Source organism: Burkholderia sp. SIMBA_062 (assembly GCF_046534765.1).
GTDB classification, from domain to species: Bacteria; Pseudomonadota; Gammaproteobacteria; order Burkholderiales; family Burkholderiaceae; genus Burkholderia; species Burkholderia ambifaria.
Genome location: NZ_JAWRYD010000026.1, coordinates 53,678 through 75,038, shown reverse-complemented (window position 1 = coordinate 75,038; position 21,361 = coordinate 53,678). Strand labels below are relative to the sequence as shown.

Below are 21,361 nucleotides of genomic sequence, written 5' to 3'. Positions count from 1 at the left end.
CCCGGCATCAAGCCCGTCCGTACACGTCTTGGAAGCGAACGATATCGTCTTCTCCCAGGTATTCGCCGCTTTGCACCTCGATCATCACGAGGTCCAGCACGCCGGGATTCTCCAGGCGGTGCTTGTGACCGGCAGGAATGTAGGTGGATTCGTTGGTTCGAACGAAGATTTCCTGATCGCCGTTGACGACCTTGGCCATCCCGCACACGACGATCCAGTGCTCGCTGCGATGATGGTGCATCTGCAAACTGAGGCTCGCGCCAGGCTTGACTTCGATGCGCTTGATCTTGAAGCGCGGGCCTTCCTCAAGCACCGTGTAGGTACCCCACGGGCGGCTCACGGTGCGATGCAGTTTGTACGCGTCGTGATTCTGCTTCTTCAGCCGAGCGACAACCTGTTTCACGTCCTGCGCGCGATCCGGATGCGCAACCAGCAGCGCGTCCGGCGTATCGACGATCATCAGGTCGGCGACGCCAACCGCAGCCACGACGCGATCCTGACTTTGCACGTATGTGTTCCGGCTGTCGACGAAGATCGCCTCGCCGACGGCCCGGTTGCTGTCCTGGTCGGGCGCGACCAGCTCGCGTACGGCACTCCACGAGCCGATATCGCTCCAGCCGAAACTGGACGGCACCACCACCACTTGGGACGAACGCTCCATCACCGCATAGTCGATCGAGATGTCGGGCATCTTCTCGAACGACTCGGCAGGAATCTCGAGCATCTGTGCAGAGCCTTTGTCCGCTTGCAGCGAGGCCCAACATGCATCGGCGGCCGTGGCAACGTCGGGAGCGTGACGCGCCATCTCGTCGAGAATGACGCCGGCCTTGAAGCAGAACATGCCCGAGTTCCACAAGTAGTTGCCCGCCGCAACATATTCGGCGGCCTTCACAGCGTCGGGTTTTTCGACGAAGCGCAGCGCGGCGCGGCCGCCACCGACGCTCTCACCGGCTTCGATGTAGCCGAAGCCCGTGTCCGGGCTCGTCGGCACGATCCCGAACGTGACCAGCTTGTCCTGCTTCGCCAGTTCGACCGCGCTTGACACGGCGGCCGCGAAACCTTCCTGGTCTTGCACCAGATGATCGGCTGCGAGCACCAGCATCAGCGCATCGCGACCGTATTTGTCCGCTACATGATGCGCCGCCATCGCCACCGCAGGGGCGGTGTTGCGGCCGGCGGGCTCGAGCATGAACACACCGGACTGCTGATTGCCGAGCGCGGCATAGCCGAACTCGTCCTTGCTCATGAAGTAGTAGTCGCGGTTCGTGACCGTCAGGAGTTCTCCGCGCTGCGCTGCCGCATCGCCGCCAACCACCGCTGCCGCCCGCCGGTAAGTTTTCACGAGCAAGCTCTCGCCGTCGGCGAGCTTCATGAAAGGTTTGGGATGCCCTTCGCGGGAAACTGGCCACAGTCGGGTGCCAGCACCACCGGACAGGATGACGGGGATTAACATCACATACACTCCAGAGATTTAGTAGCCGTTGGCAAGGTCAACGCCTTCGCCATTTGCCTCATTACACTACCGGCATCGGTGTAGGCCGGCCAAACCGGACCAAAACGCGAATTATAGCCGGCGAACTACTTTCCCCGGAAACTGCCGGGCCGCCGAACAACCGCGGGGAAAGGGGCCCGACCTTCATGCGGGCCGCCGGCGAACGTCACCATGACCGCTCATTCGCTCAAGCACAACCGCAATGCATCGCGCCAATCCGGCATCTGCATGCCGAAGACCTCCGCCAGCTTCCCCAGCGCCATTTTCGAATTGGCCGGCCGCTTCGCGGGCGTCGGGTAGTCGTCCGAGGAAATCGGCACAACCCTCGGCGCATGAGAAGCCATGGCGATACTGAATATCGCCTCGGCAAAGCCACACCACGAAGTCGCTCCGGCAGATGTAAGGTGATAGACGCCGGCCCGGCGCGCCCACCAGTCGGTGTCGCCCGACGCGGCGGCCTGGGCGATGATGTGCGACGTCGCGGCGGCGATGGTCGCCGCCCAGGTCGGCGCGCCGACTTGATCCGCGACGATTCGCAATTCCGGGCGCTCGGCACCGAGCTTGAGCATCGTCAGGAGGAAGTTCCTGCCGCGCCGGCCATATACCCAACTCGTGCGCAGGATCATGTGCGCACATCCGGTCGCGGCGATCGCCTGCTCACCCTCCAGCTTCGTCGCCCCATACACGTTCAACGGATTCGGTGCGTCGGTTTCCACATACGCGCCCACTTTCGTGCCGTCGAACACATAATCGGTCGAGTAATGAATCAGCGTGCCACCGCTACGCGCCGCTTCTTCAGCGAATACGCGCGGCACATCGACATTCAGCCGTCGCGCGAGCTCGACTTCGCTCTCCGCCTTGTCCACCGCCGTATAAGCGGCCGGATTCACGATCAGTGCCGGCTTCAGATCTCTCGCGAAAGCACGCACCCGATCGAGATCGGCGAGATCGAGCACCGAACGGTCACACGGCACCACTCGGCCGAGCCCCTGGAGCGCCCGCAACAATTCGAAGCCGATCTGACCGGTTACCCCGGTCACGAGAATCGTGGGCGTGTGCCTTGTGTCCTGTTTCAAGCGTAGACCTCGGCTTCGCTGAGTCGTGCCCCTGCGGCGTCCTTGGCCGCCAGCAACGGGTCCACATCGACCGGCCATTCGATGCCGATTTCCGGATCGTTCCAGACGATACAGCGCTCATGCTCGGGATACCAGTAGTCGGTCGTCTTGTACAGGAACTGCGCAGCGTCGGACAGTACGACGAAACCGTGCGCAAAACCAGGTGGAATCCAGACTTGCCGATGATTCTCGGCCGACAGGACGACGCCAACCCACTTGCCGAAATCCGGCGAGCTCCTGCGGATGTCGACCGCAACGTCGAATACCTCGCCCTCCACGACGCGCACAAGCTTCCCCTGTGCATGCCGAATCTGGTAGTGCAAACCACGCAGCACGCCCTTTGCGGAGCGCGAATGATTGTCCTGAACGAATTCGACGCCAGCCGCCACGTGCTCCGCAAACTCGCGCGCATTGAAGCTTTCATAAAAATAGCCGCGCGCATCGCCGAACACCTTCGGCTCGACGATTTTGACTTCCGGCAGCGCGGTTGCCGTTACTTGAATTGCCATGCGACCTGATCCGAAAGAAGGTGTTCGAGATAACGCCCGTAGCTGTTCTTTGCCAGCGGCACGGCCAGCCTGCGCAACTGATCTGCGTCGATCCACTGCCTGCGATAGGCAATCTCTTCCGGGCAGGCCACGACGAGCCCCTGCCGCTTCTGCAACGTTGCGATGAACGTCGCTGCTTCGATCAGCGAATCGTGCGTGCCGGTATCGAGCCATGCGTAGCCGCGGCCCATGATCTCGACGTCGAGTTCACCCGCAGCGAGATAGCGGGAATTCACGTCGGTGATCTCGAGCTCGCCGCGCGCGGACGGCTTGATGCCGGCGGCGATGTCGCACACCTGGTTGTCGTAGAAGTACAGGCCGGTCACCGCATAGTTCGAGCGCGGCACCGCCGGCTTCTCCTCGATCGACAGCGCGCGAAAGTCCCTGTCGAATTCGACGACGCCGTAACGCTCGGGATCCTGTACGTGATACGCGAACACGGTCGCGCCCGACTGCTTCGCGTCCGCACGCTCGAGCTGTTTCGCCAGATCGTGCCCGTAGAAGATGTTGTCACCGAGAATCAGCGCCGACGGATCGTTGCCGATGAAATCCCGCCCGATGATGAACGCCTGCGCGAGCCCGTCCGGCGACGGCTGCACCGAATAGCGGATATTCATTCCCCACTGGCTGCCGTCGCCGAGCATCGCCTCGAAGCGAGGCGTATCCTGCGGTGTCGAAATGATCAGAATGTCGCGAATTCCGGCCACCATCAGCGTGGACAACGGATAGTAGATCATCGGCTTGTCGTAGACCGGCAGGAGCTGTTTCGATACGACATGCGTGATCGGATACAGCCGCGTGCCGGAGCCGCCCGCGAGAATGATGCCTTTACGTGCCATCGACCATGCCCTCAAGTACGTTGCGCGTAATTCGTCTCGACCCAGTTGCGATATTCGCCCGACACGACGTCGTCAACCCACGCCTGATTATCGAGATACCAGCGGACAGTCTTCGCCAGGCCCGTCTCGAACGTCTCTGCCGGCTTCCACCCTAGTTCGCGCTCGAGCTTGCGCGCGTCGATCGCGTAGCGGCGATCGTGACCGGGACGATCCGTCACGTAGGTAATCTGGTCGCGATAGGAACCCGCCGCCTTCGGACGCGCGCTGTCGAGCAGGTCGCAGAGCGTGTGCACGACGTCGAGATTCTTTTTCTCGTTCCAGCCGCCGACGTTGTATGTCTCGCCCGGCATGCCACGCACAAGCACCTCGCGGATCGCACTGCAATGATCGCCGACGTACAGCCAGTCGCGCACGTTCTGGCCGTCGCCGTAGATCGGCAGTGGCTTGCCCGCAAGTGCGTTCGCAATCATGAGCGGAATCAGCTTCTCGGGAAACTGATATGGGCCGTAGTTGTTCGAGCAATTCGTCGTCAGCGTCGGCAAGCCGTAGGTATGGTGATAGGCACGCACGAGATGGTCAGAGCCGGCCTTGGTCGCCGAATACGGGCTGTTCGGCGCGTACGGCGTCGTTTCGGAGAATTGGGGATCGGTCGAGGACAGCGAGCCGAATACCTCGTCGGTCGACACGTGCAGGAAGCGAAATCCGGCCTTGTCGGTATCGTTCAACCCGCTCCAGTACGCGCGCGCCGCCTCGAGCAACGTAAACGTGCCGACGACGTTGGTCCGCACGAAATCGGCGGGACCATGAATCGAACGATCAACGTGGCTCTCGGCTGCGAAGTGTGCGACGGCGCGCGGCTTGTGCTCGGCAAACAGTGCGTCGAGCGCGGCCCGATCGCAAATGTCGACACGCGCAAACACGTGCTTCGGATTACCACTCAGCGACTGTAGCGTGCGCAGATTGCCTGCGTAGGTCAGCTTGTCGACATTGAGCACGGGCTCGACGCTGTGGTGCAGCCAATCGAGAACAAAGTTGGCGCCGATAAAACCCGCCCCCCCCGTCACCAGGATCATGAGACTTCCTTTAGAAATGTGCGGCCCGCCCGGCGGGCGCTCATCGCATGACATATCACGGGTGGCAACGCCCGAGCCACGTCAGGTCCCGGATTTTAACCGGTCGCCATGATCGTCACTGTCACGAAGTGCTAATTTTTGCGAGAAAAAGGCAATTATAGGAAATTGCGCGAAGCAAGACTCATGCGGGTAACAAATTGATACAAGGCCCGGCCCGTGCATCGGCGAAACAATCAACCGGTTGAAGTGGCGTTAAGATCGCTCCCGATATAGCATTCTGTTCTACCGACCCGCCGGCTTTGCAACGTGCCCCGTACCCGTCACTCGGCGTAAACTGCGATGCAAGTAAGCGTCCGGCGACTGCGATTGCTCAGCACTGAGCGAACAAGCCGTGATCGTGCCCCGCCCACAGGCCCCCACTATTGTCGCGCCTCACTTTGACCCCGCAACTTGCCGCCGCGCGTAAGCAATGCGAGGCGTTCACTGTCGAAGCAAAATGGCGGGTGCTTGCTCACGATCTTTGACCGGCCCTGACCAGTATGCCGGGAGCCGGCGTCAGGATCGCCGCCACACTCCTGACCGCGGTCTCCCGGAAAGTCTTCAGTTGCCCATCTGCCTACGCCGACCTTACCCCGTCATCCGACGCTCGGGCTCGCCGATACGCGGTGAGCCTCCGTCCGGACGCGACAACAAGGTGCTCAAGCGCCTTGCTCCTATCTGCCTTCCTGGCATCGCGAGACCGTCTCGCGGGCTTACTACGCCCGCGTCAGAGTCAAGCGCTCGTTGCGCTCTCACGGCGACGCCGCGATGTTCTGTCCTCCATGCTGCGAACGGCACTGTTTACCAACCCAAGTCAACCCCGAGCGCTTGATGAAACACATAGCCCCCGCCTTATTGGACGAGCGGGAATTTGCTAGGCATACACCCAGCCGTGACGTGATGAAACACGACCATTCAGCAAGCGCGACCTGCTAAAGTCGCTCCATCCAGTTACGATAGGCCGCCGCACGCGTCAGAAAGTACGGCCGAATCGCATAGCCCAAGGTATCAAAAATTCTTCGATGCCTTCTGTAGATGCGAATGGCGTCTTGAGGGACAATCAAACGGCGCCAGAGCCCCGGGCTTCCTTGCCATCCGTGGCGGTTCGGCGTCGCACGCATCTTGTCGATACTGAGGTGCGCCAGCCAGGGAACAACATCCTGTGCACTGCCCCCTAATGCGGCGATTTGATTGCCAAGCACCACTTCAGGGTTCGCAACGGCATCTTCGTATCGAAGGCGAAGCACCTCGGGATCGTTCCACCATTGATACGTGATCGAAAGCAGATCTTCGGCGCCCATGCCAAGAGCGTACTCGAGAAATTCGGCGGAGGACGGGCTGGCATTCGCCAATTCCCCAGGCAATTTCACATTCCCCTCAAGCCATCGGCTCGTTCCCGGTTCGTATCGAATGTAGTGCAGCGCCGACACGAGAACGTCGAGCGGATGTCTTGCTACCGTCAATATTCGGAATTGATTCGCGCGAAGCCAAGCTTGAAAGTTCGGTTCGCGATACCAATGGATCTGAAGAAAACACCTCGGCGGTAAAACGGCCGGAGCATCGAGATAATTGTGAATCGCGATCTCCTGCATGGACAGTGCGCCCGCGAGCGTCGATCTGATCCACGAATTACCGCTCCGCGGGGAACTCACCACCGCGATACGCAAAATTTCACTAGACGGGCGATCCTGAGCGTTGGTGGACAAACTATCTCCTGTAACTCGCATATACACTCTAAAAACCAAAGGTCTCACACAGTCGCTTCAATCCGCGACGTTCCTCCCCCACGCTCGTATCGCCGGCCGGTGTTGGAATCAAACGTCCCGCCACAACCGACAATCTGTCGATAGGCCGTACCGATTCGACTGACCGGCGGCACATCGTGCGGTGCGACACCGTAAGCGCTAATACAGCGTCACGCTTAAGACACAAGTCACCAGATAGGCCTGGTGCACTTGTCACGCAGACCCACTAGCTTTGTCATGCGCACCGGCACTTGCTTGTCGACTCCACTTGTTTTCCATCAGGCCCAGCGACTAAGCCCAGCGCGCGCTCGACGCTGCGCATGCCCCTCGGCGCCAAACGCAAAGCAAGCATTCAGTGACGTGAGGACTCACCCTCTTCGGCGGAACAGAAAACCAGTTCGATGTCCGGATTCATGTACGACACTGCTGTCGAAACATTGCTGACAATGTGGAGAAGCACATTGCAATGCGCCATGGTCATCGCATCGCGAATCACTTCCCAAGCCATCCTAATGTTCCAGTTATCCGGATTTGCAGCGACCAAGTGTTGCACCTGAAAGCCTTCTGCACGGCGCTCCTCTGCCCCCAACTGGTCGTAGCGTGCATCTTCAGCCTCGGTTGTTCGACGGACATCCTCGTAGCAAAAGATCTTGTCGCCAAATTCTTCCTTGAAGACGTTGATTACTCGATCCTGATCCGTCGCAAGAAATACCGCCCAGCCCGGAGAATCCTTTTCAAATCCACGAGCCTCGAGCTGGCGCTTAATCCCGTCTATATACGATTGGATGTGTGCGATTTTTCCGCTCGGCTGCTCGATCACGTGGCTCGGATGCTTGACGTGCGCCGCAATCATAAACTTCCCGGCAAAGTTCGCCCGGAATTCATCCAATTCGCGCTGGTATCGAGGGCGCAAATGCACATGATCCCTGAACACCGTGTTGTATTGCGAGCGAATACGAGAAAATTGACCGCTCTTATACAATTTATACGCGTGGACATAAGTAAGTTGCGGCTCACGTTCATGATTGAACACCGCGGCAGGTGGACGCCCCTTTGCGTACAGGAAGCCCTCGTCGTCCATATCTGCGTCGCTGAGGCCGTAGAGCGGCTCGAACAGTTTGGACCAGACATTTCCCTCGTTCGGGCGCCCATAGCAAAAGCTCATGAATTGAGCCGTACCTACGCGCTTGATCATGCGATCCACGTTCCAGTCTGGCAAGACCATGTGACACCGCTTGTCACGCTGATCCCACACCAAATGGCTCATGAATGTGTTGAATACCGAAAAGAAGCCGCCGTCATGAGACTGCACAACGGTACGATCAACACCAGGAAGTGATGCAGAACGATGTCCCAGAAGCCGCTCCACGGTCGCTGGCAATTCGGCCGGCAATCTGGTAAAGCGTGAACCGCATTGCCGGGGCCGAAACGACCGAAGTTTGGTATCGATCAACTCGCCGTAATTCAGCTCCAGACCAGTAAAACTGAACTCGGCGGCGAGTTGCCGCCGCGCACGGACCGTCGTCGCACTTATGCCGGACGAAATGTATTCAAAAGCGTCCGTGAGTGCCATGCTGATGTCGTCGATATCCGCAGCAAATTGCCGGCCGACGACGAGATTATCGATTTCGGGGTAGCGTGCCGGCATCGCAATAGTAGCCGGTATAGCAAAAACGCCAGGCGTCGAAATCAGATCGTTATGACCACCAACAGCTGTTATCGCGAGTACTTTCCCCAATGCGAGGGCTTCTCGCGGCCCGATGGAATATCCTTCACCGCGGGAGCAATTCACGAAAACATCACAATCCTCGATCAGCGAATTTTTCTCTTGATCAGTCAGGGGAGCACAACTGATGACAATATTCGTTGCCTTTCTAGAGTCGACCAGTTTCTTGACGCGCTCAAAACTTGAGCCGATCGCGAGATTTGAATGTATCGTGAGCTCCACGTCCTGTCGATCACCGAAAGCACGAATGAACCCCTCAACAAGCGCCTCGACACCTTTACGGGCATGAAATGCTGCAATCGAACAGAATTTGATCTTACCACCCGACGAAGCCCGATAGGGGCGGCTCAACAGTCCTTCAATGTCCAAGGCGAGTGGCAGCGTACCCATCCCTATCTCGACGCCCGATTTCCGAGCCACGTCTTCCAAGTGCCGGCTCATGAAGAGCGCAAAATCGAAGTGCTCGTTAAGGACTTTGACCCATTGAGACGGTAGCTCATCGGAGTCGTAAGCGATATGAGCAAATCGCAATGCACCGGGCGGAACCAGGGTGTAATTCACGTCATACGCGCCGTTCCATAGCACGTCCGTATAGAAGACAACCTTCGCCTGCGAAAGATCGGTGCAAACCGGGACCACCGTTCCGTTCGGCAGTACGATTTCGCGCTCAGTACGGAGATGTGGCTCGGTCGGAAAAATGGAAACAGCATAAAATCGGCTCAACATCTCACACGCTGCATAAGTCACAGCGCCAATTCCAGTCCCGAAAGTACAGCGACCAATGACGCAAATCGAATTCGATACCAAAATTTGCTCCATTAATACTGGGATCGGCGTTGCATCATGCGCTTTATGCAACGCAGCGGGCCGGTCAATTTCCACGATGTACTCTGAAGCACCGCATGCAGCGCGGCCGACACACGCTCCTCTTGTAAGCGGAGCGGACCGATCATGTGCTCAAGTTCGTCGACCTTCGCCTGCAGGCGTCCCCTTTCCTGGTTCGACCAAGCAACATGTCTGGATGATTCGTCGATCCTTTCCTGCAAGCGCACTCTTTCCTGGCTCAGCCAAGCAGCATGTCTGGATGACTCGAACAGTTCCTGGTAAGCCGTGTCGCGCTCCGCGCTCAGCACCTGTCCGGACTTTTCACTCTCGGTCAATCGCGCGCGCAATTCGGCCAATTGGGCGCGATGATTCTCCAAATCTCCCTCACTTGCCGCAACCCGCGCCTTGAGTTGGTCGATCTCGTCGTGCGAGATGTTGGAATTCTTCACGACACAATCTTGGCTTGTGTCTTTCAAAACAACTTGCGACGCCTGCTCGTCATGCGGCTGATCGGTCATGTTGTGATATTTGCTGTTCAATCGCACCTCTAATTCTTCTCGTGCGCCCTTTTCCAAAGACCATCCCTCATGAGCCTCTTGCAGCTGCTTCCGCGATTCAATGAGCTGCTGCTCCAGATCCGTCGTACGCCGAATCATGTCGGACTCCGATGCCCGAATAAATCCGTCAAACCAGTTTGGCGGAACCATAAAGGCGTGTTTCAATTCATCCATCTTTTCCGCCGACACGTAGAAGCGATTCAGACCATCGAAATAGACGAAATGATATTTAGCTTCCAGCAAAAGGGCTTCCCAGCCGTCATGCGACGGTATCTGGGAATTCGGCTCCGTGGCCTCGACCAGGATGATCCAGGGGCGAAAGGTATTGAAATCGGCACTCGCCAGCACCTCTCTCTCGTTACCTTCAACATCAATCTTGAGGAAATGGACCGGCCTCTCGCCGACATACGTCGCGCATATATCGCGCAATGTCGTGACCGCAACGGTTACCTGGCTGATGTCCCAGTTCGCGCTCCTATACCCTTCGGCAAGTTTTTGAATGCCCGTCGAAATCCCGTTACCGCCATCCACTGCGAAATACTGGGCGACCGTCTGCTTGTTCTCCACGGCAACTTGTAGATTGACGTCTTGAGGTCGCGCCTGGGCCAGTCTATCGAACGGCCCAGGCATCGGCTCGATGTTTATGCCACGCCAGCCACGCTCGTAGAATGCTGCGGTTACCGAATCTGCATATGGCTCGGCTGCGCCGACATCTATGTAGAATCCGCGATCGACTTTAGCGAGCGCGCGCCGGAGCATCACATCTTCATAGTTCTGCGCGTACGATACAAATTTCATCGATCAAACAACTCGAATGACCACACGTTAGAGAGATGGTGTGCGGTCCCTTTACACGCAAGCACACCAGGGGCAATGCCATGCAATTACTTTCTGGCAGACGCGACGTTCTTGCAATACCAGTCGTAAGTAATCGCCAACGCTTCGTCGAACGAGAGTCGAGGCTTGAAGCCCAACGCCGTCAGACGCGAGATGTCGTATGCACGCAGTTTTTGGCCATCCGGCTTTGTCGCATCCCATTCCACGCTGCCGCTGAAGCCCGAAATCTGGCAAAGCGTGTCGACCGTATGCCGAATCGTGTGCGATTGACCGGTCGCCAGATTGATTGCGCCCGTGTGATTTTCGGCGATAAGGCGAAGCGCGTACGCAGCGTCGCCACTGAAGAGAAAGTCCCGTTCAGCTTTCCCAGACCCCCAGACGGAAATGGGCTGCCCTAGAACAGATGCACGATAGAACTTCGACACAAGCGACGGAATGACATGTCCGAATTTCTCGTCGAACTTGTCGTGCGGACCAAAGAGATTGGTGGATACGCAAAATGCGTAGTCCATTCCGTATTGATCTTTGTAGGCCTCGAGCTGCGCAAGCATACCGCGCTTGCTGTGTGCGTACGGAGCCTCGGAATGATGCGGCGCCCCAACCCAGATTTGCTCCTCGGACATCGGGAGACGGACCTGATCAGAGTAAATGGCCGTCGAGCCCATGGCGACAAACTTCTTGCACCCTGTCTGACGTGCAGCCTCGACTACGTTGGTGTTGATTCGAACGTTGTCCAGATACGCGATGCCCCGATTGGACATATTCCCCATGATGCCGTACACCCGCGCCGCCATATGGAAAACGATAGTCGGGCGCAATTCATCGAACATTTTTTCAGTCGCGCTCTGATCTCTAAGATCGACGTCACTGCTCGTGATTGCGACGACGTTCGAGTAGCCCGAGTCCGCCAATTCCTGCTTTAATGCGTGGCCGATCACCCCACCAGCGCCCGTGATCAAGACGCTTTCTTCAGATTCCGCCATTCCAAAACTCTCCAAATTTTAACCATTTGCTTTCCCGTCAACACTTCGCGACCGCAATCGACTTCAACGATGGAATAGCACATGATGCTGCAAACGTTACAACCCCAACAATTATACAGACACTACGCTACCGACGACCTGACCCTCCCAAGGAGACGACAGCAAGTGCGATGCGTCGTGGGCCTCAACACAATTGCTCGCCGCGCGGTGGCAGGGCGACGGAGACGGAAGTCGTCAATCTCCAAAGACAGATGTAACCTGCAGGGGATCGCCGGCCACGAGCACAACCCAGCACTTGTGCATGTGGGCGATTTCGGGCACAACGTGCGCCTGCCTTTCCCGGTTGTCCCCGCAACCCATCACTGTCGCGACCCCAAAACCACCGATTCGCGGCAGTACGGCGGAAGTACCCATAACGCGGCTGCGGTGGGTGGCCGGTCGGTGTCCTTGATGGCCGCATTAGCAGTGCGAAACAATTGGACGGTCGCTCGTCGCGCAGCACACGGATCCGCGTCTCGCTCACGACCGATTTGACATGCGCAAGCTTGATCGAATTGCCCGATCCGTTATTGACCATAACGATTTCAAAGTGCGGGGTACTGCGTCTTCGCGACAATACTGCCGACGCAACGACGAGTCAGGTGCAGGCCGCAGTGTCGGAAGGGTGAGGCTCACAAGAGGTGGCACGGACTTCTGCGAGTAGCGGGCACGGCCGATTCGCCCCGTCTATTCGACGGAACCCAGATGCCGCGCCGCAGGAAATGCTGGTTCAGCGGGCGCTCGCCGCCCTCGATCGGACACGGCCTCGCGTCGGCAAGCGAAGCCGCACCCGCGGCTAGCACGCGTCGCCAATACAGTCGCTGTGGAATGTTGATGGATGCCGGCTGCATCGAACTGCTCGATGCAGCGCAACGCAAAGTCGTAATCCAGCGAACCTTCGAAGCCGACATGAAGTCCGCCCCTTCTCCGGGAGCCGTTTGTGGAGCGCGTCCAGGCGGCAAAACATGCTCTGCGAATAGAAGAGACACGAGTCCCAGGCACATTCGAAATACGGGTCGTGACAAACGCCAGACGCGTCTATCTTGTCGTCGTCAGAATATGTAAAGAACCCACTGCTTCGCCACAATCGCGTCGACCATGATCGCGCGACAACATCGTCCCGCACTGCCATCTCGCGGAGGACACACATCGAATGGATGAACTGGACTGGATGAATCGTGCCACGCATGCTACCTGGCAAACCGTGACGGATCGCGTCGCCGGCACCACTCTGCGATGCGGCACGCGTGCCGATCGCGTGCTCTCAGCAGAATCGGCAACGCTCCGAGAAACGCGAACCGTGCGCCGCCGACATCAAGTTGCCCAGTGACGCAGAGGTCGTTATCCGCAATGCGGGGGAAATGATGCAGAAAGGCCACAATGAGGTAGCCGGGCACTGCAGACCATCAACGATCACTAGGTCAAAACATGCTGTGTGCGCAACAATCATGCGCTCGGCCTCGGCACATCGCGCGCCAGCGACGACTCGGGAACCGCCGTGTGGGCGGCTTGTACAGGTGGGGCGCCGCCGCAACCTATATTCTTGCGCGCACTCGTGAAGTACATCGCTCAGATATCGAGCAATTCGCTGTCCTGAACGGAGATGTCCGGCGGCATGGCCGGCCCAGCACGACAAGACGCAGGCAGCCGATCGCACTCCGCCAGGAGTGGCTCGTCGCCGGACATCGTTCCGTCGTGTGCCGCCGCCATCACGCATGCACGCCTGGCCGGTCGATACGCTCAGCCTGTTGTCGCCTCATAAGCCGACACGACCTCTTCCGTCGGCCCGAAAGCGCGTACACGGCCACGCTCCATCCAAAGGACCTTGTTGCATACTTTGCGGATTTCGGAGTTCGAGTGCATCGCCAGCACGACGATTTCCGCACGGCTATGCAGGTCCGCCAATCGCGCTTCGGCCTTGTGCATGAACGATGCGTCGCCGACTCCCATTACCTCGTCGAGCAACAGGATTTCGGCATCGACTGCCGTCGATACTGCAAACGCGAGCCGCACCTTCATCCCGCTGGAGTACGTACGGATCGGAAGGTCCAGATAATCGCCGAGTTCGCAGAATTCCGCGATGTCGCGCTGTTTCGAACGAATCTCCGCATCGGACATGCCGAGCAGCAGCCCTCGGAGCCGGATGTTCTGCATGCCGGTCGAGTTCTCGTCCATACCGAGGCCGATATCGAGGAGCGGCACCACTTTTCCTTCACGCGACAACTGGCCCGCCGACGGCGGATAGATGCCCGCCATCGCGCGAAGCAATGTCGATTTCCCCGCCCCGTTGTGTCCGATCAGGCCCACGCGATCACCGCGCTCGAAGCGGAAACTCACGTCGTCGAGCGCGCGCACGACGATCACGCCGTCGTTGCCCTCGGCGATCCTGTTGCGACGCCCCATGTTAAGCACCTGCTTCTTGAGCGAGCGCCCCTGTACATCGAAAATCGGTAAATCGAGCGTTACGCTCTGCAATTCGATAAACGCCATATCGTCTCTCTCAGACCCAGTACGGAATGCGCTTCAGATAACGTCCGGTCATCAACATGGCAACAGGCCAACCGATCGCCGCCATGCCAATCGTCACTCCCCAGGTCAATTCACTGGGCATTTGCCCGATCAGCGGGCCGCGCACGAGGTCGATCAGATACGCGAGCGGATTCCACTCGACAATGAACGAGAAACGATTCAGCGCATCGGGGCGGAAAATGATCGGTGTGACGTAGAACGCAACCTGAAGCAATGCGCTGACGATCTGCGGCAGATCGCGAAAGCGAGCCGACAGCAGGCCCACCACCATTGCGATCCACGTGGCGTTCAGGACATACACCAGCAGTGCCGGAATGAACACCGGCAACGTCTCCCAACTCTTCACACCGTAGATTGCCAGCAGCGCGACAACGATCACGAAGTTGTGGGCAAGGACGATGACGTTTCGCCACACGACCTGCAGGATGTAGATCAGTTTCGGCGTGGACATTTGCCGAATATAGGGCGCGCTACTGATATACGCGGTGCTGCCTTCCACGATGGTCGTCGAAAACAAACCCCACAGCACGATGCTCGCGGCTAGAAACGGCAGATATTCGTTGATTTTTTGCCCGAACAACGTCCCGTAGACAATACCCAACGACGTGATCATCACGCCCATACTGATCGTGAGCCAGAACGGCCCCAAGCGCGAGCGCGCATAGCGTTGCCGGATTTCGAGCCAGCCAAGCAGGGTCCATAACCGCCACGCCGTGATGCTTTTCTTTAGGTCAGCAAGTGAAAGGGTCAGCATGCAAGCATTCAAAAATGAAGGAATAGGGGGCGCCCCGGCCCATCGATGAGCCCACCCGCCGCAAAATGACGGAAGGCACCACCGCACGCATCGGCTTGTTGGCGCCCCGGGAGTGCACGGCAAGCGCCGCCCCGGCCGTTGCCACGCCCCATATTGCGCAGGTGGGCAATCTATCCGAGGCGCCTCAGGCCGGGCATTTTACCCGGTCGCCATGCCCGCCAGCGTCATCTGATGGTAATTTTCGGGAGGAAACCAAGAATTATAAGAAGTCTGCGGGCGCAAAAGCCATGCTGCTAACAACTTGAAACAGCGCGCCAAACCCGCGTCGACTAAGCGGAAATACGCGTTTGAGGATTCCTCCGGCTCGGACGGTAGCTCGCGGACGGCCCGTTTTTGTGCGACTTTCTGCTAACGTACGCCTAGATCAGAACCGCACGTTCACGACTCCATGCTCCCGCCCCCCATCGCCATCGGCGACATCCAAGGCTGCCACTCAGCCTTCCAGTCGCTACTAGAAAAGCTCTCCCCCCCCGCCGACACCCCGCTATGGATCGCCGGTGACGTCGTCAACCGCGGCCCCGAATCCCTCGCCGCGCTGCGTGCGCTGGTCGACCTCGGCCCGCGCGCGACCGTCGTGCTCGGCAACCACGACCTCCACCTGCTCGCGGTCTCCGCCGGCATCCGCACCGAACGCCCGGGCGACACCATCGGCGAGATCCTCGACGCGCCCGACGCCGACGCCCTGCTCGAATGGGTCCGCCACCGCCCGTTCGCGCATTTCGAACACGGGATGCTGCTCGTGCACGCGGGCGTGCTGCCGCAATGGGACACGTCGCTCGCGCTCGAACTCGCTGACGAATTGCAGCGCGCACTGCGCGCGCCGGATTGGCGGGAAACGTTGCAAAACCTGTACGGCAACGAGCCGAATCGATGGAGTCCCACCCTGAAGAAACGCGACCGGATGCGCGTCGCGTTCAACGCGTTCACGCGCCTGCGCTTCTGCACGCCCGACGGCGCGATGGAGTTCAAGGCCAACGGCGGCCCCGACAGCGCGCCGCCCGGCTACCTGCCGTGGTTCGACGTGCCGGGCCGCCGCACCGAAGACGTGACGCTCGTGTTCGGCCACTGGGCGGCGCTCGGCCTGATGCTGCGCGACAACGTCGTCGCGCTCGATTCGGGATGCGTGTGGGGAAACCAGCTGTCGGCCGTGCAACTGACGGCCGACCCGGCACAGCGTACGGTCACGCAAGTGCAGTGCGAAGCGTGCCGCACGCAGGGCGGCGAATAGCCCGCACGCGACACGCGCGGGCGAAAAAACATCACCCCTCGCGCCCCGGCACCGGCTCCTCGGCCGCCGCCTCACCCGCCGCACCGGCACCGACTTCGGTTGCCGGATACGCATGCCGCTCGAGTTCCGCCAGCGACTCGGGCGACGGCTTGCCGACCTTCGCCTGCAGCGTCTGGAGCGCGGCCGCGATCGCGTCGCGCGCCGCCGCGGAGGTCGCGCGGCGGTCACCGCCCGGTGCAATCGGCTCGCACACGTACAGGTGCGCGACGAGCGGGCCGCCGCGCAACACCATGTCGAGCGACTTCCCGAGCGACAACTCGCCCGTGTAGGCCGGCGCGACCGACTGCCGCCGCTGCGCGTCCTCGTACATCAGACAGACCGGCTGCACCGCGCAGCCGGCCGACACCGCGGCCTGGAACAGGTTCGCATGGAACGGCAGCAGCGCCTGCCCGTCCGACGTGGTGCCCTCCGGAAACACGCACATCAGCCCGCCGTTGCGCAGGCGCTCGGCCATCTCGTGCATGATCCGCATCGCCTCGGTACGCTTCTCGCGCTGCAGGAACACGGTATCGAGCTTCTCCGCGAGCCAACCGACGACCGGCCACTGCCGCACCTCGGCCTTCGACACGAACGGCGTCGGCCGCCACGCGTTGATCGCATAGATGTCGATCCACGACACGTGATTGCCGACCACGAGCGCGCTCGCGTCGAGCCGCGCGCCGTCGTTGTGGACGACGAGACGCATCCCGCAGATGCGCAGCATCTTGATGGACCAGCGGCGTATCAGCTCGGCGCGGCGCGCGGGCGTGACGTGCGAAAAGCGCAGCGCGACGATCGCCATGCCGCGCAGCAGGTGAAAGACGAGACGCAGCTTGCGAAGAGCGGTCATGGCGAGGATCCGGCGTGGTTCAGTGGCGCTCGAACGCGACCCGCCCCGCCACGAGCGTCGCACGCACGCAGGCCGGCAGTTCGTAGCCGAGGAACGGCGAGTTGTGCCCCTGGCTCTTCAGCGCACGCGGCTCGACGCGCCAGTGCGCGCGCGGGTCGAATACGCACAGGTCGGCCGCGGCGCCTTCGGCCACGCGGCCGGCCGGCAGCTGCAGCACGTCGGCCGGCGCGGCCGTGATGCGGCGCAGCGCCTGCGCAAGCGGCGTGTTCGTTTCATCGGCCCACTTCACCGTGAGCGACAGCAGCAGTTCGAGCCCCGTCGCACCGGGCGTCGCTTCGGCGAACGGCAGCAGCTTCTCGTCGTCGTCGACCGGCGTGTGATCGGAGCAGATCGCGTCGATCGTGCCGTCGGCGAGGGCTGCGCGGATCGCTTCGCGGTCGCGCTCGCCGCGCAGCGGCGGGTCGAGCCGGAACTGCGAATCGAAATAGCCGATGTCGATGTCGATCAGGTGCAGGTGATTCACGCCGACGTCGCACGTCACCGGCAGCCCCTCGGCTTTCGCCTCGCGCACGAGCGCGAGGCCGGCCGCCGACGACAGGCGGGCAAGGTGCACGCGCGCGCCGGTCACGCGCATCAGTTCGAAGATCGTATGCAGCGCGATCGTCTCGGCCGCGACCGGCACGCCGGACAGCCCGAGCCGCGACGCGAGCGCGCCGCTCGCGGCGACGCCGCCACGGCCGATGAACGCGTCGAGCGGACGCAGCCACGTCGTGTAGCCGTAAGTGCTCGCGTACTGCAGCGCGCGCAGCAGCACCTGCGTGTCGCGCACCGGCACGTTCGCGTGCGTGAAGCCGACGCAGCCCGATTCGGTCAGCGCGACCATCTCGGTGATCACCTCGCCCTTCAGGCCGACGGTGAGCGCGCCGAGCGGATGGACGTTGGCCTGGTGCAGGTTGCGCGCGCGGAACTTGAGCATCTCGACGAGGCCCGGCTCGTCGAGCACGGGGTCGGTGTCCGGCGGGCACACGAGGGTCGTGACGCCGCCCGCGACAGCCGCGGCCATCTCGGACGCGAGCGTCGCCTTGTGCTCGTAGCCGGGCTCGCGCAGCCGCGCGCACAGGTCGACGAGGCCGGGGGCGACGATCAGGCCGGACGCGTCGATCGTCTTCTCCGCGTTGAAACCGGCCGGCGTGGTGCCGAGCGCGGCGATCTTGCCGTCCGCGACGAATACGTCGGCCAGCCGTTCGGTGCCGGCGACCGCATCGATCAGCGTGCCGCCTTGGATATGAATCTTCATGCGCTGTCTGTGAATGCGTTGATTGCGTTGAATGCCTGGATCAGGATGCGCGAAAGCGGGCTCAGTCGCTGTTGCCGGCGACGATGCCCATCACCGCCATCCGCACGGCGATGCCGAACGTGACCTGGTTGAGGATCACCGACTGCGGACCGTCGGCGACCTGCGAGTCGATCTCGACGCCGCGGTTCATCGGGCCCGGGTGCATCACGATCGCGTCGGGCGCGGCGAGCGCGAGGCGCTCGGGCGTCAGGCCCCAGGTCTTGAAGTACTCCTGCGCGGACGGCAGCAGCGCGCCGCTCATCCGCTCGTTCTGCAGGCGCAGCATGATGATCACGTCGACGCCCTTCAGCCCTTCGTCGAGGTTGTTGAACACCTTCACGCCCATCTGCTCGAGACCGCCCGGCAGCAACGTGCGCGGGCCGATCGCGCGCACTTCCGGCACGCCGAGCGTGGTGAGCGCGTGGATGTCCGAGCGCGCGACGCGCGAATGCAGGATGTCGCCGACGATCGCCACGCGCAGCTTCGTGAAGTCGCGCTTGTAGTGACGGATCGTGTACATGTCGAGCAGGCCCTGCGTCGGGTGCGCATGGCGACCGTCGCCGGCATTGATCACGTGCACGTGCGGCGCGCAGTGCTCGGCGATCAGGTACGGCGCGCCGCTCGATGCGTGACGCACGACGAACAGGTCGGCATGCATCGCCGACAGGTTGTTGATCGTGTCGAGCAGCGACTCGCCCTTGCTCGTCGACGACGCGTTGATGTTCAGGTTCAGCACATCGGCCGACAGGCGCGTCGCGGCGATCTCGAAGGTCGTGCGCGTGCGCGTGGAATTCTCGAAGAACAGGTTGAACACCGACTTGCCGCGCAGCAGCGGCACTTTCTTCACCTCGCGGTCCGTCACGCTGACGAACTGCTCGGCCGTATCGAGAATGTGATTGACGATGGAGCGCGGCAGGCCCTCGATCGACAGCAGGTGTTTCAGCTCGCCGTTTTTCGTGAGCTGCGGGTTGCCCTTCAGGAAACCGTAGCGAAACCGCTCGGGGCTCGCGGCCGCAGCGGGATTGCCGGTGCGGCCAGTGGTGTCGGTGGTCATGGTGTGCGTGATTCCAACTATGCAAACGGGCCGCGGCGCGAACCGGCGGCCCGGGATACGGTTTCGCGGTGCGCTCAGGCGCCGTGCGCCTCGATGCGCAGCGTGAGCTGGGCGGCTTCGTCGCGCGCGAGCACGAGCGTCGCATCGGCCGGCACGTCGAGCGTGCCGCCCGCGAAGCGCGCGGCGACCGGCAGCTCACGGCCACCGCGATCGGCGAGCACCGCGAGTTCGACCGCGGCCGGACGGCCGTAGTCGAACAGTTCGTTGAGCGCGGCGCGCACGGTGCGGCCGGTGTACAGCACGTCGTCGACGAGCACGATGCGCGCGCCGCCGACCTCGAACGGCAGCGACGTCGGGCTGGCCTGGCTGTGCAGCCCCTTCTTCGCGTAGTCGTCGCGATGCAGCGCGACGTTCACGACGCCGAACGCCGGCGCGCCGAGATCGCGCGCGAGGCGCTCGGCGAGCCACGCGCCGCCGCTGTAGATGCCGGCGAGCCGCGGGCCGCCGGGCTCGGCGAAGGCCGTGCCGTATGCGTCGCGAATCTGGTCGAGCAGGGCGCGGTAGAGCGCGTCGGCGTCAATGGTGCTCATGGTCGGACAATTGATCGAGATACTGTTGAAGGATCACGCGCGCAGCCTCGGCATCGAGCATCTCGGCGCGGGCGCGCCCGCGCACGTTGCGCTCGCGCAGCCCGGCCTCGGCCTCGACCGACGAATAGCGTTCGTCGACCCACGTGACGGGCAGCCCGAAGCGACCGTTCAGCTGGTTGCCGAAGCGCTTCGCCTGCTGCGTCATCTCGTGCGGCGTGCCGTCCGGATGCATCGGCAGGCCGACGACGAGCGCGTCCGGCCGCCATTCGGCCAGCAGGTCGCCGACCGCCTTGAAGCGGTGTTCGCGATTAAGGTTGGGAATCACGACGAGCGCGCGGGCCGAGCGCGTCAGCGCATTGCCGATTGCGACCCCGATCCGCTTCTCGCCGTAGTCGAACGCCAGCAGCGTCGCATCGCGCGCGCTCGCGCCACTCATGCGTGCCCTGCTTCGCCGGACAGCATCGACGAGCTGACGCCGAGCAGGCCGAGCGCGGCTTCGAAACGCTCCTCGGCCGGCGTGTCGAACACGATGCGCGGATCGGCGGCGACCGTCAGCCAGCCGTTGCGGGAAATTTCTTCCTCGAGCTGCCCGGCGCCCCAGCCTGCATGGCCGAGCGTCAGCAGGAAGCGCTTCGGGCCGGTGCCCGTCGCGACCGCCTCGAGCACGTCCTTCGACGTCGTCATCTCGAGCCCGCCCTCGACCGACATGGACGAGTTGTAGTTCGCGCCCTCGACCGGCTCGTGCAGCACGAAGCCGCGCTCGGTCTGCACCGGGCCGCCGAAGTACACGGGAATGTGCAGCAGCGGCTCGATGTCGAGCTTCAGGTCGATGCGGCTGAACAGCGATTCGAGGTCGATGTCGGTGGGACGATTGATGACGAGGCCGAGCGCTCCGCGCTCGCTGTGATCGCAAAGATAGACCACCGTTCCTGAAAACGTCGGATCGGCCATGTTCGGCATGGCGATCAGGAACTGGTTGGTGAGATTGATGCGATCGGAAGGCTTTGACATGGTTTGAATTTTAGCAAAGACGCCGCGACCTGACCGGGCCGCGATCAACAAGCAACGCCGCGCGACGCTGGCAACGACGCACGCGGATCACA

Annotated in this window: 19 protein-coding genes and 1 pseudogene; 3 read left to right on the top strand and 17 right to left on the bottom strand. The window is 61.3% G+C overall.

The annotated features are described in order from the left end of the window. Positions 1-7: 7 nt before the first annotated feature. The 5 genes from SB786_RS25435 to rfbB form a co-directional block, all read right to left on the bottom strand. Positions 8-1,453, bottom strand: a complete 1,446-nt coding sequence (locus SB786_RS25435) for a mannose-1-phosphate guanylyltransferase/mannose-6-phosphate isomerase (protein ID WP_410729898.1) — start codon at positions 1,451-1,453, stop codon at positions 8-10. A 218-nt stretch (positions 1,454-1,671) separates the two neighbouring features. Then, a complete protein-coding gene (rfbD, locus tag SB786_RS25430) occupies positions 1,672-2,568 on the bottom strand; it encodes a dTDP-4-dehydrorhamnose reductase (RefSeq protein ID WP_410729897.1) in 897 nt (298 codons plus the stop codon). Continuing rightward, complete coding sequence (rfbC, locus tag SB786_RS25425; protein WP_410729896.1) at positions 2,565-3,116, bottom strand: dTDP-4-dehydrorhamnose 3,5-epimerase; 552 nt, start codon at positions 3,114-3,116, stop codon at positions 2,565-2,567. The genes rfbD and rfbC overlap by 4 nt, the downstream gene beginning before the upstream one ends. Next, the gene (gene rfbA / locus SB786_RS25420) at positions 3,101-3,994 is read right to left on the bottom strand and encodes a glucose-1-phosphate thymidylyltransferase RfbA (protein ID WP_410729895.1); all 894 of its coding nucleotides are present in this window, start codon (positions 3,992-3,994) and stop codon (positions 3,101-3,103) included. The genes rfbC and rfbA overlap by 16 nt, the downstream gene beginning before the upstream one ends. A gap of 11 nt (positions 3,995-4,005) precedes the next feature. Continuing rightward, entirely contained in the window at positions 4,006-5,067 is a 1,062-nt protein-coding gene (gene rfbB, locus SB786_RS25415) for a dTDP-glucose 4,6-dehydratase (protein ID WP_410729894.1), read from the bottom strand. 373 nt (positions 5,068-5,440) lie between these two features. On the opposite strand from rfbB, the pseudogene SB786_RS25410 reads away from it, so the two are divergent. Continuing rightward, a pseudogene (locus SB786_RS25410) lies at positions 5,441-5,938 on the top strand (transposase); the annotation flags it as partial. 100 nt (positions 5,939-6,038) lie between these two features. Here SB786_RS25410 and SB786_RS25405 read toward each other — a convergent pair. The 4 genes from SB786_RS25405 to SB786_RS25390 all read right to left on the bottom strand — a co-directional run bounded on the left by SB786_RS25405 (position 6,039) and on the right by SB786_RS25390 (position 11,779). Beyond that, on the bottom strand, positions 6,039-6,812 hold the full coding sequence (locus tag SB786_RS25405; RefSeq protein WP_410729893.1) for a sulfotransferase domain-containing protein: 774 nt from the start codon (positions 6,810-6,812) through the stop codon (positions 6,039-6,041). 391 nt (positions 6,813-7,203) lie between these two features. After that, positions 7,204-9,459: a glycosyltransferase gene (locus tag SB786_RS25400; RefSeq protein ID WP_410729892.1), complete on the bottom strand. Its 2,256-nt coding sequence runs from the start codon at positions 9,457-9,459 to the stop codon at positions 7,204-7,206. Then, entirely contained in the window at positions 9,396-10,757 is a 1,362-nt protein-coding gene (locus SB786_RS25395; protein ID WP_410729891.1) for an FkbM family methyltransferase, read from the bottom strand. Before SB786_RS25395 ends, SB786_RS25400 begins: the two co-directional genes overlap by 64 nt. Positions 10,758-10,843: 86 nt before the next feature. Then, the gene (locus SB786_RS25390) at positions 10,844-11,779 is read right to left on the bottom strand and encodes a GDP-L-fucose synthase family protein (protein ID WP_410729890.1); all 936 of its coding nucleotides are present in this window, start codon (positions 11,777-11,779) and stop codon (positions 10,844-10,846) included. 1,192 nt (positions 11,780-12,971) lie between these two features. Here SB786_RS25390 and SB786_RS25385 point away from each other — a divergent pair. Continuing rightward, positions 12,972-13,148 (top strand): hypothetical protein, encoded by a 177-nt coding sequence (locus SB786_RS25385; protein ID WP_410729889.1) that lies wholly within the window; start codon positions 12,972-12,974, stop codon positions 13,146-13,148. Positions 13,149-13,558: 410 nt separating this feature from the next. Here the strand turns inward: SB786_RS25385 and SB786_RS25380 are convergent, their stop codons facing one another. Further along, entirely contained in the window at positions 13,559-14,308 is a 750-nt protein-coding gene (locus SB786_RS25380; protein ID WP_011656124.1) for an ABC transporter ATP-binding protein, read from the bottom strand. Positions 14,309-14,318: 10 nt separating this feature from the next. Then, positions 14,319-15,101: an ABC transporter permease gene (locus tag SB786_RS25375; protein ID WP_410729888.1), complete on the bottom strand. Its 783-nt coding sequence runs from the start codon at positions 15,099-15,101 to the stop codon at positions 14,319-14,321. Between the two features lie 448 nt (positions 15,102-15,549). Between SB786_RS25375 and SB786_RS25370 the strand changes: the two genes are divergently transcribed. Beyond that, positions 15,550-16,389 carry a symmetrical bis(5'-nucleosyl)-tetraphosphatase gene (locus SB786_RS25370; protein ID WP_410729887.1) on the top strand — a complete coding sequence of 280 codons (840 nt, stop codon included), beginning with the start codon at positions 15,550-15,552 and terminating at the stop codon, positions 16,387-16,389. A gap of 31 nt (positions 16,390-16,420) precedes the next feature. On the opposite strand, the gene SB786_RS25365 is transcribed toward SB786_RS25370, so the two are convergent. The 6 genes from SB786_RS25365 to SB786_RS25340 form a co-directional block, all read right to left on the bottom strand. Then, on the bottom strand, positions 16,421-17,278 hold the full coding sequence (locus tag SB786_RS25365; protein ID WP_410729886.1) for a lysophospholipid acyltransferase family protein: 858 nt from the start codon (positions 17,276-17,278) through the stop codon (positions 16,421-16,423). Positions 17,279-17,297: 19 nt separating this feature from the next. Further along, positions 17,298-18,575 (bottom strand): dihydroorotase, encoded by a 1,278-nt coding sequence (locus SB786_RS25360; RefSeq protein WP_410729885.1) that lies wholly within the window; start codon positions 18,573-18,575, stop codon positions 17,298-17,300. A 61-nt stretch (positions 18,576-18,636) separates the two neighbouring features. After that, positions 18,637-19,668, bottom strand: coding sequence for an aspartate carbamoyltransferase catalytic subunit (locus tag SB786_RS25355; protein ID WP_006751103.1), 1,032 nt, complete (start codon positions 19,666-19,668; stop codon positions 18,637-18,639). Positions 19,669-19,742: 74 nt separating this feature from the next. Continuing rightward, positions 19,743-20,258, bottom strand: coding sequence for a bifunctional pyr operon transcriptional regulator/uracil phosphoribosyltransferase PyrR (pyrR, locus tag SB786_RS25350; protein ID WP_410729884.1), 516 nt, complete (start codon positions 20,256-20,258; stop codon positions 19,743-19,745). After that, positions 20,245-20,694: a Holliday junction resolvase RuvX gene (ruvX, locus tag SB786_RS25345; RefSeq protein WP_006751105.1), complete on the bottom strand. Its 450-nt coding sequence runs from the start codon at positions 20,692-20,694 to the stop codon at positions 20,245-20,247. Before ruvX ends, pyrR begins: the two co-directional genes overlap by 14 nt. Next, positions 20,691-21,269 carry a YqgE/AlgH family protein gene (locus tag SB786_RS25340; RefSeq protein WP_044846295.1) on the bottom strand — a complete coding sequence of 193 codons (579 nt, stop codon included), beginning with the start codon at positions 21,267-21,269 and terminating at the stop codon, positions 20,691-20,693. Before SB786_RS25340 ends, ruvX begins: the two co-directional genes overlap by 4 nt. Positions 21,270-21,361 lie beyond the last annotated feature (92 nt).